General features: G+C 46.2%; 12 protein-coding genes. 3 read left to right on the top strand and 9 right to left on the bottom strand.

What is annotated here, in order from left to right; all coding sequences use genetic code 11:
• Nucleotides 1–101 precede the first annotated feature (101 nt).
• Together K5X84_RS05140 and K5X84_RS05135 are read left to right on the top strand one after the other, a co-directional pair.
• On the top strand, nucleotides 102–1,685 hold the full coding sequence (locus tag K5X84_RS05140) for a methyl-accepting chemotaxis protein (RefSeq protein WP_222236840.1): 1,584 nt from the start codon (nucleotides 102–104) through the stop codon (nucleotides 1,683–1,685).
• A gap of 183 nt (nucleotides 1,686–1,868) precedes the next feature.
• Nucleotides 1,869–3,278, top strand: a complete 1,410-nt coding sequence (locus tag K5X84_RS05135; RefSeq protein ID WP_222236839.1) for a methyl-accepting chemotaxis protein — start codon at nucleotides 1,869–1,871, stop codon at nucleotides 3,276–3,278.
• Here the strand turns inward: K5X84_RS05135 and dps are convergent.
• The 9 genes from dps to sdhC all read right to left on the bottom strand — a co-directional run bounded on the left by dps (nucleotide 3,275) and on the right by sdhC (nucleotide 14,010).
• Nucleotides 3,275–3,796 carry a DNA starvation/stationary phase protection protein Dps gene (dps, locus tag K5X84_RS05130; protein WP_054487382.1) on the bottom strand — a complete coding sequence of 174 codons (522 nt, stop codon included), beginning with the start codon at nucleotides 3,794–3,796 and terminating at the stop codon, nucleotides 3,275–3,277. The genes K5X84_RS05135 and dps overlap by 4 nt on opposite strands.
• A gap of 312 nt (nucleotides 3,797–4,108) precedes the next feature.
• On the bottom strand, nucleotides 4,109–4,981 hold the full coding sequence (sucD, locus tag K5X84_RS05125) for a succinate--CoA ligase subunit alpha (RefSeq protein WP_054487381.1): 873 nt from the start codon (nucleotides 4,979–4,981) through the stop codon (nucleotides 4,109–4,111).
• Nucleotides 4,981–6,147: an ADP-forming succinate--CoA ligase subunit beta gene (gene sucC, locus K5X84_RS05120; RefSeq protein WP_054487379.1), complete on the bottom strand. Its 1,167-nt coding sequence runs from the start codon at nucleotides 6,145–6,147 to the stop codon at nucleotides 4,981–4,983. The genes sucD and sucC overlap by 1 nt, the downstream gene beginning before the upstream one ends.
• A 136-nt stretch (nucleotides 6,148–6,283) precedes the next feature.
• A complete protein-coding gene (gene odhB, locus K5X84_RS05115; RefSeq protein WP_222236838.1) occupies nucleotides 6,284–7,867 on the bottom strand; it encodes a 2-oxoglutarate dehydrogenase complex dihydrolipoyllysine-residue succinyltransferase in 1,584 nt (527 codons plus the stop codon).
• A gap of 13 nt (nucleotides 7,868–7,880) precedes the next feature.
• Entirely contained in the window at nucleotides 7,881–10,688 is a 2,808-nt protein-coding gene (locus K5X84_RS05110; RefSeq protein ID WP_054487374.1) for a 2-oxoglutarate dehydrogenase E1 component, read from the bottom strand.
• Between the two features lie 110 nt (nucleotides 10,689–10,798).
• Nucleotides 10,799–11,512: a succinate dehydrogenase iron-sulfur subunit gene (locus K5X84_RS05105; protein WP_222236837.1), complete on the bottom strand. Its 714-nt coding sequence runs from the start codon at nucleotides 11,510–11,512 to the stop codon at nucleotides 10,799–10,801.
• Between the two features lie 15 nt (nucleotides 11,513–11,527).
• Nucleotides 11,528–13,237, bottom strand: coding sequence for a succinate dehydrogenase flavoprotein subunit (sdhA, locus tag K5X84_RS05100; protein ID WP_233399424.1), 1,710 nt, complete (start codon nucleotides 13,235–13,237; stop codon nucleotides 11,528–11,530).
• Nucleotides 13,238–13,294: 57 nt separating this feature from the next.
• Complete coding sequence (sdhD, locus tag K5X84_RS05095) at nucleotides 13,295–13,642, bottom strand: succinate dehydrogenase, hydrophobic membrane anchor protein (RefSeq protein WP_054487368.1); 348 nt, start codon at nucleotides 13,640–13,642, stop codon at nucleotides 13,295–13,297.
• Nucleotides 13,636–14,010, bottom strand: a complete 375-nt coding sequence (gene sdhC / locus K5X84_RS05090) for a succinate dehydrogenase, cytochrome b556 subunit (RefSeq protein ID WP_054487366.1) — start codon at nucleotides 14,008–14,010, stop codon at nucleotides 13,636–13,638. Before sdhC ends, sdhD begins: the two co-directional genes overlap by 7 nt.
• Nucleotides 14,011–14,335: 325 nt before the next feature.
• Between sdhC and gltA the strand changes: the two genes are divergently transcribed.
• A complete protein-coding gene (gene gltA, locus K5X84_RS05085; RefSeq protein ID WP_054487363.1) occupies nucleotides 14,336–15,616 on the top strand; it encodes a citrate synthase in 1,281 nt (426 codons plus the stop codon).
• Nucleotides 15,617–15,787: the final 171 nt, after the last annotated feature.

The following is a 15,787-nucleotide window of genomic DNA, read 5'->3' as shown; positions in this document are numbered from 1 at the left end:
CCTTAAAATAACGCTAAAAATAGAATTGAATCTACACTCAACTTAATTGCGATTCAGATTATATTTCAGTTTTTTGAGTCTTAGCACTTCACAAGGTACACATGAAGACGAACCTTCCTATTACTGGTGTAGAACTTGAATTCTCGAACCGGTCTAATATTCTTTCGACGACTAATCTTAAAGGTCAGATTACTTACATAAACCGGGATTTTATAGATATTAGCGGCTTCTCAAAAGAAGAGCTTATTGGCAAGAACCACCATATTGTCAGACATCCCGACATGCCTTCACCCGTTTTTAAAATGTTTTGGGCTGATCTTAAAGCAGAAAAATCATGGATGGGTATTGTCAAAAACCGTTGTAAAAACGGAGATCACTATTGGGTTGATGCTTACGCTACACCTATAAAGAAAAATGGTCAGGTTGAAGAGTACCAATCTGTTCGCCGTAAGGCCCAACCTCAACATATCGAGCGAGCCAAAAAAGTCTATGCACTCATTAATAAGGGTCAAACACCCCGCGGTGTTAAAACCTCCACCTCTTTAACAACTAAGTTATTGGCGAGTATTGCACTGCCAACGTTAATACCTATTGTAACTTACCTATTACACGGCTCCGGTATAGCGCTTCTAGTCGCTTGTATTATTGCCTCGCTCATAAGTGCATTTTTCACTCTGATATGGTTAGCCCCCCTGAGAGCAGCACTTAAGCAAGTTAAAAAGATAACCGACGATAAAGTCGCTCGCTATGTCTATACCGGCCGCTCTGATGAGGTCGGTTCAATTTTGTTGACTATAAAAAAGCTAGAGTCCGAAAATGCGGCCCTAATTGGCCGAATAAATGATATGTCAGAAGCGCTAAACGACAACGCCACAAACTTGAGTGCGGCGGTGAATCAATCTGAAACTTGGACTATGCAGCAGTTTGAACAGACTGAGCATGTTGCTACTGCTGTTGATCAAATGTCAATGAGCATTGGTAGCGTGGCCGACAGTGCCAAAGAAACATCGACTGCATCAATTCGCGGACTAACGACAGTGAAAACCGGCAAAGATGTCGTCGACGCAAATGCCGCTGCAATATCCGAATTAAAGGCACAGATTAATAACGCCTCACGCGTCATTAATGAAGTTTCAAAAAGTAGCATCGATATTGAAAAAATTCTTGATGTTATTTTGGGTATTGCCGATCAGACAAACTTATTAGCCTTAAATGCGGCTATTGAGGCTGCCAGAGCTGGTGAGTATGGGCGTGGCTTTGCTGTTGTTGCTGACGAAGTAAGATCATTAGCTAATCGAACGCAAAATTCCACCAAAGAAATAAGACAAGTAATTGAAACACTGCAAAATGGTGTCAAAAATGCCGTGAGTGTCATGGAAGCGGGCGAACTAATGGCGGAGGACAGTGTCAGCAAAAGCAAGGAAACAGCCTCCCATTTAGAGGAAATTCTGAAGGTGATCAACACCATTTCCCACATGAGCGACCAGATAGCACAGGCCGTTGATGAACAGAGTAAAGTTGCGCAGAGTATCGGTGAAAGCGTGACAAGCATTAAGACAAGCTCTGAGCAGAACCTGGACGCAGCTAAGCTAAGTAGCGATGTAACTGACAAAACTGTCAATATTACAAGGCGACTCGATCAGTTAACCAATCAATTCTGGGATACTCAGCAAGCCAATTACTAAGGCTCCTATGTATGACACTGGGACTACTCCCGGTGTCATAACTTTGAATTTAACTCCCCCAAAGAAAACTCTACCGAATTCTAATTACTTTCTAACTGCAGTTTAATATTTGAAAAACACCACACAACTTCTACTTTAACTATTAGAAAGAGAAGAATTTTCGCAACAGTAGAGACTTTTATCATGAACAGAAGCTTTAGCTGGGGCGCAGATACATTATTCGTTTTTAGCCTTAATGAATATCAGCAAGTATCGCACTGCCCAGAAAATATTCAGGGTCTGATGAAAAAAGACAAAGACGAGTTACTGAAAAAACCTTTAACTGAACTTGTCGACAGTAACGCTCTACCCGATAAAGTAATTAAAGAGGTCAATACCTCATTAAAACGCGAAGTCCCCTGGCGAGGCATTGTCCCTTTTAATGTTCCCGAGCGAGGTACTGTTTGGTTTGATGTTATTGTTCGCGGAATATTCCGCCGTGGCAAAGTCACAGGTAGTCAATGGTTAATGCACCAGGCAGACAGTGAGTACGCTTCAGCAGCTAAAAACATTTATAGAAGGCGAACTCATTGGTTTCAATGGCTAACTCGTCCATTTCGTAACTGGAAGAACACACGTAGGTGGGCAAAAGCCTTAGCCGATGCGGATGGTTCTACTGCCAAAACTCAACACGAGATATTCGGCAGCTCCTCTCCAATGGGCAGAGCAATGTATGAGCTTGCCTTGCGCGACTCTTCACTCCTTGCTCTTACCGCTCGGCTAAGTGAAGGTAATGGCGTGTTGGCGGAATCGGTCAATTCAACCGCCGAAAATGCATCAAAGACAGCGGATGCTACTGAACAAACGGTGCAAGACATTGAGCAAATTGCTACTTCTATGGAGCAGATGGGGCAAACCGTTGATGAAATTGCACGCAACGCAAATGATTCCTCCAGTGCCTGCAGTGACGTTAGCAAGCAAACTCAGAACGCAGCTGATTTTATTGCCGATAGCAGCAAGAAAATTACTAAACTGGTAAGTGTTGTTAGCGAAAGCGCCAGACAAACGGAAGAGCTGTCTCGTAATGCTGACTCAGTGAAAGAAGTCAGCGAAAAAATTGACGCAATAGCTGAACAAACGAATCTATTGGCTTTGAATGCCGCTATTGAAAGTGCCAGAGCCGGCGAACATGGTCGCGGCTTCTCCGTAGTTGCCGATGAAGTTCGTGCCCTTTCCCAAAAAACACAACAGGCCGTTGATCAAATAGAAGAGACCGTAAACCGCATGACCCAGTCAATGAGTACATGGCGTAATAAAATGTTTGAGCAACGCGACTTGGCAGAGGAATGTGGAGAGTTGGGCCGGAAATCAGAGCAACAGGTTTACGAAGTCACTGAAGCCGTAACGGGAATTAATGATCGTATGACGCAAATAGCCGTTGCCGCAGAAGAACATACAAGTGCTGTTTCAGAAGTAAAAGACAGCATGATATCCATCAACGACAACGTGCGTAGCGCAAACAAACTCACCCGTGATACAGAAGGTGAAGTTAAAGCGATTAAAACCCGCTTACGTGAGTTTCGTTCGCTGGTTGAAGCCTTTGAAGACGACTAGCTTTTCAATTCGCCAGAGGACGATTCAATATGCGCCCGAACGAACCACTGAAACTGCTCAAGCTCTGCTAATTGCCCGGTTAACATGTCTTCTGATACCGGGTCGAGCTCAGCTAATGTTTCCATCGCTTCGCGGTGGTCACCGTTAACGCCATTATAAACCTTATCCAGAGCAACTAAATGCTCTGCCACTAACCCTTTACCTAAAGAGTAGTCTTCCCATCTGCGACGCTCTGCAATCGCTTTTGGCGTACCTACTGGAACTCCACCTAACGTCGCAATTCGCTCTGCTATGGTATCGGTCATTTCACGTACGGCGTCGACCTGAGGGTCTAACATCTCATGCACGCCAATAAAATTTGGTCCTACAACGTTCCAATGCACATGTTTTAGTGTCAATTGCAGGTCAAGCAATGCGACTAAGCGATCATCAAGAATTGCTATGACCTTATCCGCCGACTCACTGTTCATTCCCGGTGCTGTAAAGTCTGCAACTTGGCTTGCATTATTGCTACTCATATTGCCTCCTGATTTATTAACGTATCAACTAAGCTTACGCATAAAATTTCCAGGAAGATCGCTTTGTGGCTGAGCGCGGTAAAGGCGGAGTAAGACAAGGGCTGGTGCCTGGTGTTGTAGTTTTGCTATGTCAGGGTGTCGAAGGCCATGGATGGCCTTCGTCAAGCCCACACGGAAGTGCTCGTAGCGTCCCTGACATAGCAAAACTACAACAACCAGCCGGTTCTTGTCTTATTCCGCCTTTCTTCCTTATAAAGCAGACACAAAAAACCCGGCGCGAAGGCCGGGTTTTGTTTTAGCGTTGGCGGGATATTACCAGCCAGTTTTCTCTGCAACAGCTTTGCCAATTTCGGCCAGGCTGCGTACAGTTTTAACGCCTGCTGCTTCAAGTGCAGCGAATTTCTCGTCAGCAGTACCTTTACCGCCGGCAATGATGGCACCAGCGTGGCCCATACGTTTGCCCGGAGGAGCAGTAACACCAGCAATGTAAGAAACAACCGGCTTAGATACATTGTTTTTAATGTACTCTGCCGCTTCTTCTTCTGCTGTACCACCGATTTCACCAATCATTACGATAGCTTCGGTTTCTGGATCTTTTTCGAACAGCTCCAGAATATCAATGAAGTTAGAACCCGGGATAGGGTCGCCACCGATACCAACACAGCTAGACTGACCAAAGCCTGCGTCAGTAGTCTGCTTAACCGCTTCGTACGTCAATGTACCTGAACGTGACACGATACCCACTTTACCTTTCTTGTGAATGTGGCCAGGCATGATACCGATTTTGCACTCGTCCGGAGTGATAACACCCGGGCAGTTTGGACCGATCATGCGCACGCCTTTGTGCGTCAGGTATTCTTTTACGTAAAGCATATCCAGTGTAGGAATACCTTCAGTAATACAAACAATCAGTTCGATACCAGCGTCTGCTGCTTCGATGATTGAGTCTTTACAGAAAGGTGCTGGTACGTAGATAACTGATGCAGTTGCGCCAGTTGCTTCTACTGCTTCTTTTACTGTGTTGAATACAGGCAGGCCTAAGTGCTCTTGACCACCTTTACCAGGTGTTACACCGCCAACCATTTGCGTACCGTAAGCAATTGCTTGCTCAGAGTGGAAAGTACCCTGACCGCCAGTGAAACCCTGACAGATTACTTTGGTGTTTTTATCGATCAAAATGCTCATTATTGACCTCCTGCCGCAGCAACCACTTTATCGGCAGCATCAGATAAGCTCTCTGCAGCGATAATGTTCAGGCCACTTTCGTTCAATTTCTGGGTACCCAGTTCAGCGTTGTTACCTTCAAGACGAACAACCACTGGTACTTTAACGCCCACTTCTTCAACAGCACCGATGATACCTTCAGCAATCATATCGCAACGTACGATACCGCCGAAGATATTAACAAATACGGCTTTAACTGAGCTGTCAGACAGGATAATTTTGAACGCTTCAGAAACACGCTCTTTTGTCGCGCCGCCGCCTACGTCAAGGAAGTTAGCTGGCTCGCCGCCGCTCAGTTTAACGATGTCCATCGTACCCATCGCCAAGCCTGCGCCGTTAACCATACAACCGATGTTGCCGTCTAACGCTACGTAGTTCAGTTCCCATTTAGCTGCTTCCGCTTCACGCGCATCGTCTTGTGACGGATCGTGCATTTCACGGATTTTAGGCTGACGGTACAATGCGTTGCTGTCGATGCCAACTTTCGCATCAAGACAGTGAACGTTGCCTTCGTCAGTGATAACCAATGGGTTAATTTCCAACAGGGCTAAGTCGTACTGTTCGAACATTTTAGCCAGGCCTAAGAAGACCTTAGTAAATTGCTTAACCTGGTCTGGAGTCAGACCCAGTTTAAAGCCTAATTCACGACCCTGGTATGGCTGCGCGCCGACCGTTGGGTCAATTTCAGCTTTCAGGATTTTTTCCGGTGTTTCTTCAGCAACGGTTTCGATTTCTACGCCGCCTTCGGTCGATGCCATGAACACGATTTTGCGTGAAGCACGGTCAACAACTGCACCTAAGTAAAGCTCGTCTGCGATATCAGTGCAGCTTTCAACTAAAATCTTAGCAACCGGCTGACCTTTTTCGTCGGTTTGGAAAGTTACTAAGTTTTTACCTAACCACTGCTCAGCAAATGCGCGAACATCGTCTAAACTTTTCACTAATTTCACGCCGCCCGCTTTACCGCGGCCACCAGCGTGAACCTGACATTTGACGACCCAAATGTCGCCACCAATACGTTTTGCCGCTTCTACCGCTTCATCAGCAGTGTCGCAAGCAAAACCTTCAGATACTGGTAAACCAAACTCTTTAAAGAGTTGCTTACCCTGATACTCATGCAAATTCATGATGCTCTTCCGATTCGTTGAAACAACTTAAGCAGCGAAGTGCTGCCTACCCGAATACCGCGCCGAATTTTAACGTGATCGGCGCATAATTAACAGCCGCAAGCTCAATTAGCGTTGCGGCTGGTTCTCAGCGTCTTTAGATATCCAGGATAAGACGTTGAGGATCTTCCAATAACTCTTTCACGGTCACCAGGAAACCTACCGATTGTTTACCATCAATAATTCGATGGTCATAAGAGAGAGCTAAGTACATCATCGGTAAGATTTCAATCTTACCGTCCACCACCATGGCACGCTCCTGGATTTTGTGCATACCCAGAATAGCGCTTTGTGGTGGGTTCAAGATTGGTGTCGATAACAGCGAACCAAATACGCCACCATTAGTGATGGTGAAGTTGCCACCTTGCATTTCGTCCATAGTCAACTTACCGTCACGGCCTTTAATGGCCAGGTCACGAATACCGTTTTCCATGTCGGCAATGCTTAGGCGGTCAGTATCGCGCAGAACTGGCGTTACCAGACCACGAGGTGTCGATACGGCAATACTGATGTCGAAGAAGTTGTGGTAAACAATATCGTCGCCATCAATGGATGCGTTGACGTCTGGGAAGCGTTTCAATGCTTCTGTTACAGCTTTGACATAAAAGCCCATAAAGCCAAGACGCGTGCCGTGCGTTTCTTCAAACACGTCTTTGTATTTCTTACGCAAGTCCATAATAGGCTTCATGTTGATTTCGTTAAACGTGGTCAACATGGCCGTGTCGTTCTTCGCTTGCAACAGACGTTCTGCGATACGTTTACGCAGACGTGTCATTGGTACGCGCTTCTGGTCTCGGTCACCTGAAACCGCAGGCTGTGAAGACTGTTGCTTGCTGCTACTGTCAGATGATTTAGACGAAGACTGACCTTTCACGTGTTTTTCAACGTCTTCTTTAGTGACGCGACCGCCTTTGCCTGTGCCTTTAACATCACTTGGCTTAAGACCGTGCTCACCTAACAAACGACGAACCGCAGGACCAGCTACTTCATTGTCACCACCGTCATCTTTGCTCTCGTCTTTACTTTCTGATGAAGACTCAGATTTACTATCGTCAGACTTACTTGAACTGCCACCGGCAGAACCGCCTGCTTCAACAATGCCGATGACATCGTCAGCGCCAACAGTGTCGCCTTCGTCGTGCTTAATTTCAGCCAAAACGCCGTCCGCCGGAGCTACAACTTCCAAAACTACTTTATCGGTTTCAATATCAACCAAGTTCTGGTCACGTTTTACCGCATCACCAGCTTTAACGTGCCAGGTAGAAATTGTCGCATCAGAGACAGATTCTGGTAATTGAGGAACTTTAACTTCCATCTTCTCGCCGGAGCCTTTCTTGTCTGAGCCTTTGTCGTCTGAAGAATCAGATTCTTTCTTTTCTGACTTTTCTTTCTTGTCGCCTGAATCTTTATCTTCTGATTTATCTTCAGAAGCTGATTCGCCATCGCCCTCTTCAATTTTACCGATGACTTCTTCAGCATTTACCGTTGTGCCTTCTTCGGCAGTAATCTCACCTAGCACACCGTCCGCTTCTGCAGTGACTTCAAGCACAACCTTGTCGGTTTCGATGTCAACCAGATTCTGGTCGCGAGACACTTTATCGCCAGGTTTTACGTGCCATGTTGCAATGGTTGCATCTGCAACAGACTCGGGTAATTGAGGAACTTTTATATCAATCGCCATGGTTCATCTTCACCTATTTAATGGTTAGCGCTTCGTCAACAAGTTTTTGCTGCTGCTTGTTGTGCTCTGATATGTATCCGACCGCTGGTGCGGCTGACGCACTACGACCACGATAAGACAACTGAGCTCCTTTCGGAATTGCGGCCCAGAAGTGGTGCTGGCTGCTATACCATGCGCCTTGGTTCTGAGGCTCTTCCTGACACCAGACAAAATCTTTAACGTGCTGATAATCTTTCATAATTTCTGCCACTTCTTCCGCAGGGAACGGGTAAAGCTGTTCAATACGGATAAGGGCAACATCTTCTTGTTCGCGTTCGCGACGTTCTTTCAGTAAATCGTAGTAGACTTTACCGGAGCAAAATACCACGCGTTTTACCTTTTTCGGATTCAGGTCATCAATTTCCGCAATCGCGTTCTGGAACCCGACATCCGCTAAATCGTCCATTTCTGAAACGGCTAACGGATGACGTAATAATGACTTCGGTGTCATCACAACTAACGGTCTGCGAACAGGACGTAAGTGCTGACGACGAATCATATGGAAAACCTGTGCCGGCGTCGTTGGCACACACACAGACCAGTTGTGATCAGCTGAAAGCTGCAAGAAACGCTCTAGGCGCGCCGAACTGTGTTCTGGCCCCTGACCTTCGTAACCGTGCGGTAACAATAATGTCAAACCACACAAACGGCCCCACTTCTGTTCGCCAGAGCTTAGGAACTGATCAATAACAACCTGAGCACCGTTTACGAAGTCTCCGAACTGAGCTTCCCACATGACTAATGCTTTTGGTTCCGCTGTGGCATAACCATATTCAAAGGCAACAACCGCGGCTTCTGACAGCACTGAATCATAAATTTCAATCTGGCCCTGCTCTGATCCCAGATTATTCAGAGGCATATAAGTCGAAGCGTCTTCCTGATTATGCAGCACGGCATGACGGTGGAAGAACGTACCACGCCCACTGTCCTGCCCGGTCAGACGAATATGAGTACCGTCGTTTACCAGGGTGGCATAGGCTAAGGTTTCTGCAAAACCCCAGTCCATAGACTTTTCGCCTTTCGCCATTTTCAGGCGTTCCTGATAAACCTTTGCAACGCGGGAGTTCAGCTTATGTTCTTCCGGGTATGTCGTAATTTTCTGACCCAGATCTTTCAGCTTTTTAATCGAGACTTTGTAGTCATACTCAACATCCCAGTCATTTCCAATATACGGTGACCAGTCAACGGAGTGTTGACGCATAGGGCGGTGTTCATCAACGACAACTTCGCCTTTATCTAATGCATCACGATAGTCAGACATCCACTGTTTGGCAGTGTCTTCATCAACTATCGAGTTTTTAATTAATTGTTTGCCATAAATCTCACGAGCAACCGGCTGCTTTTTCACCTTAGCGTACATTAAAGGCTGGGTTGCACTCGGCTCGTCAGCTTCATTGTGCCCGTGACGGCGATAACAAACCAAGTCGATAACGACATCTCTCTGGAAGGCGTTTCGATAATCCAGGGCCAGTTGAGTCACAAACACCACAGCTTCTGGGTCATCGGCATTAACGTGGAAAATTGGCGCCTGTACCATTTTTGCAATGTCAGTACAGTATTGAGTAGAACGCGCATCTTCCTGTTTTGCGGTCGTGAAACCAACCTGGTTATTCACAACAATGCGGATTGATCCGCCAACACGATAAGCCCGTGTTTGCGACATATTAAAGGTTTCTTGTACTACGCCCTGGCCAGCAACGGCGGCGTCACCGTGAATGGTAATTGGCAGTACTTTTTTGCCTTCTGGATCTTGCAGGCGGTCCATACGTGCGCGAACCGAGCCCATAACAACCGGATTGACAATTTCCAGATGCGATGGGTTAAAAGCTAATGCTAAGTGAACATCGCCGCCCGGTGTTGCATAGTCAGATGAAAAACCCATGTGATATTTAACATCGCCTGAGCCTTTAGTGCTGTCATGCTTACCGGCAAACTCGTCAAATAGGTCCTGAGGTTTCTTACCCAGAACATTCACTAATACGTTCAGACGACCGCGGTGAGCCATGCCAATGACCACTTCTTTGGCGCCTTGCTCACCCGAGCGTGAAATAAGTTCTTTTAACAACGGAACCAGACTGTCTCCGCCCTCTAACGAGAAGCGTTTAGCGCCAGGGAATTTAGACCCCAGGTACTTTTCCAGCCCGTCTGCTGCGATAAGCTCTTTTAAGATTTTGGTTTGTTGCTCTTTTTTAAATTTAGGCTGACCAAGAACACCTTCCAACCGTTGCTGAATCCAGCGTTTTTCTTCGGTTGAAACAATGTGCATGTACTCGGCACCAATAGAGCCACAATAAATATTTTCTAAAGCTTCGTGAATGTCACTCAGCTTCATTGTGTCTTTGCCAACGGCTAAAGAACCTACATTAAACTCGCGCTCTAAGTCGTCTTTGCTTAAGTCGTGGAAGTTTAATGAAAGGTCTGGAACGGTTTCCTGTTTCCATAAACCAAGAGGATCAAGATTGGCATGCTGATGACCGCGGAATCGGTAAGCATTGATAAGTTGTAAAACCTTGACTTGCTTCTGATCGGCGGCGGTCGTGCTGCCGGTTTGAGACTGCTTGAGCTTATTCTTTGCTGCTTCTCGGAACTGCTCTCTCACTTCGCTGAGTTTGGTATCAACAATGTGATTCTCTTTCGGCAACGCATCGAACATTTGACGCCATTCATCACTGACTGCCGTCGGATCATCCAGATACGCCTCAAACATTTGTTCAATGTAGGCAACGTTACCACCGGCTAGATGCGATGTTTCTAACCATTCACGCATTACACCATCTTGCATTGCGTTTCCTTCACCTGAATAGATAAACCGTTTTTATAAAAAAATAGCCATCCTTGTGGGATGGCTATCCACAACATCAACCGTTCAAATTGACGCGACAATTTAACAACTTAAACTGCGCGGTTCAAAAGCATCGATTTAATGTGTCCAATAGCCTTAGTTGGGTTCAACCCTTTAGGACAAACGTTGACGCAATTCATAATTCCGTGGCAACGGAACACACTAAATGCATCGTCCAACTCGTCTAAACGCTCGTCCGTTGCTGTGTCACGACTATCGATTAAGAAACGATAAGCGTGTAACAACCCTGCCGGACCAACAAATTTATCCGGGTTCCACCAGAACGACGGGCATGATGACGAACAACATGCACATAAGATGCACTCGTACAGTCCGTCAAGTTTAGCACGCTCTTCTGGTGACTGCAGACGCTCACGCGCCGGCGGCGTTTTATCATCGTTAATCAGGTACGGTTTAATCTTCTCATACTGTTGATAGAACTGGCTCATATCAACAATTAAGTCACGAATAACCGGTAGCCCAGGCAACGGACGAATCACAATCTTGCTGCCTTTCAATGCAGAAGTTGGAGTAATACAAGCCAAGCCGTTTTTGCCGTTCATATTCAGACCATCTGAACCACAAACGCCTTCACGGCATGACCGCCGGAACGCCAACGATGGATCTTGCTCTTTCAGTTTGATCAGCAAGTCCAGCACCATCATGTCCTGATTTTCTTCCACCTCTAGGGTGTAATCTTTCATGTACGGCGCGTCATCAACATCCGGGTTGTAACGATAAATCGAAATATTCAATGTTTTCATCGTTGAACCCCTCTATTAGTACGTACGAGCTTTCGGAGGGAAAGCTTCGCGCAGTTTCGGTGCCATATTAACCTGACGAGTCACCATGTCTTCGGTTTCTGGACGGAACACGGTGTGAACCAACCATTTCTCGTCATCACGATCTGGGTAGTCTGCGCGACTGTGAGCTCCACGGCTTTCTGTACGGAAGTTTGCGGCAACTGCAGTAGAGAAAGCAGTTTCCATTAAGTTATCAAGTTCCATACATTCAACACGCTGAGTATTAAACTCTTTAGACGTGTCGTCTAAGCGTGCGTGCTTAAGGCGCTCACGAATTTCTTTCAACTCTTTAAGACCATCAGCCATTGCTTCACCTTCACGGAATACCGAGAAGTTCATCTGCATACAGTTCTGTAGGTCTTTCTTAATTTGTACTGGGTCTTCGCCTTTCTGCGTATTTTCCCAACGGTTGAAACGAGCCATTGCCTCATCAACGTCAGACGCTGACGATTCACGTGCTTCGCTGTTCGCCGCTAATGTTTCACCTAAGTGCATGCCAGTCGCACGACCGAAAACAACAAGGTCAAGCAATGAGTTACCACCTAAGCGGTTAGCACCGTGAACAGATACACAAGCGATTTCACCACAAGCAAATAAACCAGGTACAGGCTTGGTTTCACCCTTTTCGTCAACTGTCAGAGCCTGACCGTTAACGTCTGTCGGAATACCGCCCATCATGTAGTGACAGGTTGGTATAACAGGAATCGGTTCTTTTACCGGGTCAACGTGAGCGAAGGTACGTGACAAGTCACAAACGCCCGGAAGACGACTTTCCAGAGTCTCTTTACCCAAGTGATCCAATTTCAGTTTCAGGTGAGGTCCCCAAGGGCCTTCACAACCACGGCCTTCACGAATTTCTGTCATCATTGAACGAGCAACAACGTCACGTGAAGCAAGGTCTTTGGCGTTTGGAGCGTAACGCTCCATGAAGCGTTCGCCGTCTTTATTCAACAGGTAACCACCCTCGCCACGGCAACCTTCAGTTACCAGACAGCCTGAACCAGCAATACCGGTTGGGTGGAACTGCCACATTTCCATATCCTGCACTGGAACGCCGGCACGTAGCGCCATACCAACACCATCACCGGTGTTAATGTGCGCATTTGTTGTTGAGGCATAAATTCGACCAGCACCGCCGGTAGCAAGCACAACAGATTTAGCTTTCACATAATAGACTTCACCAGTTTCAATATTCAGCGTAGTAACACCCGTCACTGCGCCGTCCTGGTTTTTCACTAAGTCTAGTGCGTACCACTCAGAGAAAACGGTCGTTTTGTTCTTAACGTTTTGCTGGTAAAGCAAGTGCAGAAGAGCGTGACCAGTACGGTCAGCGGCTGCGGCCGTACGAGCTGCCTGCTCGCCACCAAATTCTTTTGACTGGCCACCGAACGGACGTTGATAAACTTTTCCGTTTTCAAAACGTGAAAATGGCAAGCCCATATTTTCCAGTTCAAGAATTGCTTCCGGACCTGCTTTACACATGTATTCAATAGCGTCTTGGTCACCAATGTAGTCCGAACCTTTTACGGTATCGAACATGTGCCATTGCCAGTCATCTTCATGCGCATTACCTAAAGCAACGGTAATACCACCTTGTGCAGAAACTGTGTGAGAGCGCGTTGGAAACACTTTGGACATCAACGCACAGCTCATTCCCTCTTGGGAAATTTGCAATGCTGCTCGCATACCAGCACCGCCAGCACCGATCACCACTGCATCATATTCTAAAGTTTTAACGTTCACTTAAACACCCCACAGTACGAATAAGCCAGTGAGCCAAACAGCGATAAGACCAACGCTGAAAACTAATTGGATAAAAGCTCTGAGACCAGCCGCTTTTACGTAGTCTGTTGATACCTGCCAAATGCCAATCCAACCGTGAATCAACACAGCGGACAGTGCGAGCATGGTAAAAACCTTCATCCAGATACTGGCAAACAAGCCACTCCAGACTTCATACGTCACGTCTGGTGTAGAAAGGAAAAAGCCAGCCATGAACAGTGTGTAAAGAACCATAACGATCGCGCTGGCTCTCAACAAGATAAAGTCATGAGAACCGCTACGACCAAACGTTGCTGCTGCTGTTACCATAGCCAAACTCCTACTAATACGGAAAGAATGACAGAAAGAGCAATTGAAATATTTGCACTGATTCTTCCCGAATCGAGTTCTTCCCAGTAGCCCATATCCATCACTAAGTGACGCAGACCGATGATTAAGTGAAATCCTAGCGCTGTCAAAATACCCCAGCCAATAAACTTCGCAATAAAGCTGGTCATGATACTCTCGATTTGAGCAAAGCCTTCTGGGCCACTAAGTGACACGGCAAAAGCCCAAATTAAAAATGCCAGAGAGAACAGCATAACAACACCCGAAATACGGTGCAGTATGGATGCTTTGGCAGCGGCAGGAAACTTGATAGTTGATAAGTCTAAATTAACAGGTCTTTCTTTTTTCACGATAGATTGCCTTTTAATAAAGCACAAAAGAAATGCAATTTTCGTTTGCGCGACACAGATACATGCCACCAATACGGCGCAAAGTATATCGAGCCAAACCATTAATTACAACGAGAAACTCAGATTTGGACGCTCAGTTATTACGGCTTACTACTAAAGTCTAACGTAACTCAATAATTGTTCAATCTGAGTAATCTTTTCGTCATGTTTATTACGTATGTTTGACTATAATTGGTTCATGTTCCCCGATTAAAATTGACATTTAAGGGCATGATCGAGTTAAATTAGCGCACTTTTTCAAAGTAGACAGTGAGGAGAATTCCTTATGGCTGATCGTAAAGCCACTTTACAGATTGACGGCCAATCCATTGAGTTGCCGGTACTTTCACCAGCGGCAGGCAAGGATGTAGTTGACGTCCGAACTTTGGGCAAACATGGTTACTTCACCTTTGACCCTGGGTTCCTGGCTACAGGCTCTTGCGAGTCGGCTATCACCTACATCGATGGTGAGAACGGAGTTTTACTGCACCGCGGCTACCCAATTGGTGAGCTCGCAACAAAAGCAGACTATCTAGAAGTTTGCTACATGCTGTTACACGGCGAAGCGCCGGACGAAAAACAGTACACCGAATTTAAAGACACCATTACTAAACACACTATGGTGCACCAGGGAATCCATAACTTCTTTAATGGTTTCCGTCGTGACGCACACCCAATGGCGATGCTATGCGCAGTAACAGGTGCTTTATCATCTTTCTATCATGATGATTTAGACATTCACGATGAAAACCAGCGTTTACGTAGCGCTTATCGCCTAATTGCTAAGATTCCAACCATTGCGGCAATGGCCTACAAATTCAGCATTGGCCAACCTTTCGTTTACCCACGTAACGACTTAGGCTACGCAGAGAACTTCTTAAACATGATGTTCTCTGTACCTGCTGAAGATTACAAAATTAGCCCTGCAGTTGCCCGTGCAATGGATCGCATCTTTACTTTGCATGCCGACCACGAGCAAAACGCATCAACTTCAACCGTTCGTCTTGCCGGTTCTTCGGGTGCAAACCCTTACGCCTGTATTGCGGCTGGTGTTGCTTCTTTATGGGGACCTGCACACGGTGGTGCAAACGAAGCGTGTCTGCGCATGCTGGCTGAAATTGGCTCAGTAGAGAACATTCCAAAATACATCGAGAAAGCAAAAGACAAGAACGATCCGTTCCGTCTGATGGGCTTTGGTCACCGTGTCTACAAAAACACTGACCCTCGCGCTACCGTTATGCGTGAGTCATGCCACGAAGTATTGAAAGAACTTAACCGTGACGATCCATTATTGGACGTTGCAATGGAACTGGAGCGTATCGCTCTGGAAGACGATTACTTCATTGAGAAGAAGTTGTTCCCTAACGTTGATTTCTACTCAGGTATCGTGCTGAAAGCTATTGGCATTCCGACCAACATGTTCACTGTTATCTTTGCGCTGTCACGTACTGTTGGCTGGGTTTCTCACTGGCACGAAATGATGGGCGAAGCGAACCAAAAAATTGGTCGTCCACGTCAATTGTATACCGGTTATACAAAACGCGAATTTACACCAATCAAAAAGTAAAATCGTCATGTTTTAAAAAAGCGCTCTCATGAGCGCTTTTTTTATGTCTATCGCTAATTAGTTCGTGTACATCGCTTTTTATCCCTTACAGAACGTGCAACTTACCCCCAATTTCTTTATACTACGTCGCATTTCGTTGGTCGCCCAAGAGCTGACAGACAAATTCATTTT

The sequence above is a fragment of the Idiomarina abyssalis genome, from assembly GCF_019797805.1.
GTDB lineage: Bacteria > Pseudomonadota > Gammaproteobacteria > Enterobacterales > Alteromonadaceae > Idiomarina > Idiomarina abyssalis.
Note: the sequence above shows the minus strand (reverse complement) of the source record. Positions and strands in the feature narration are given on the sequence as shown.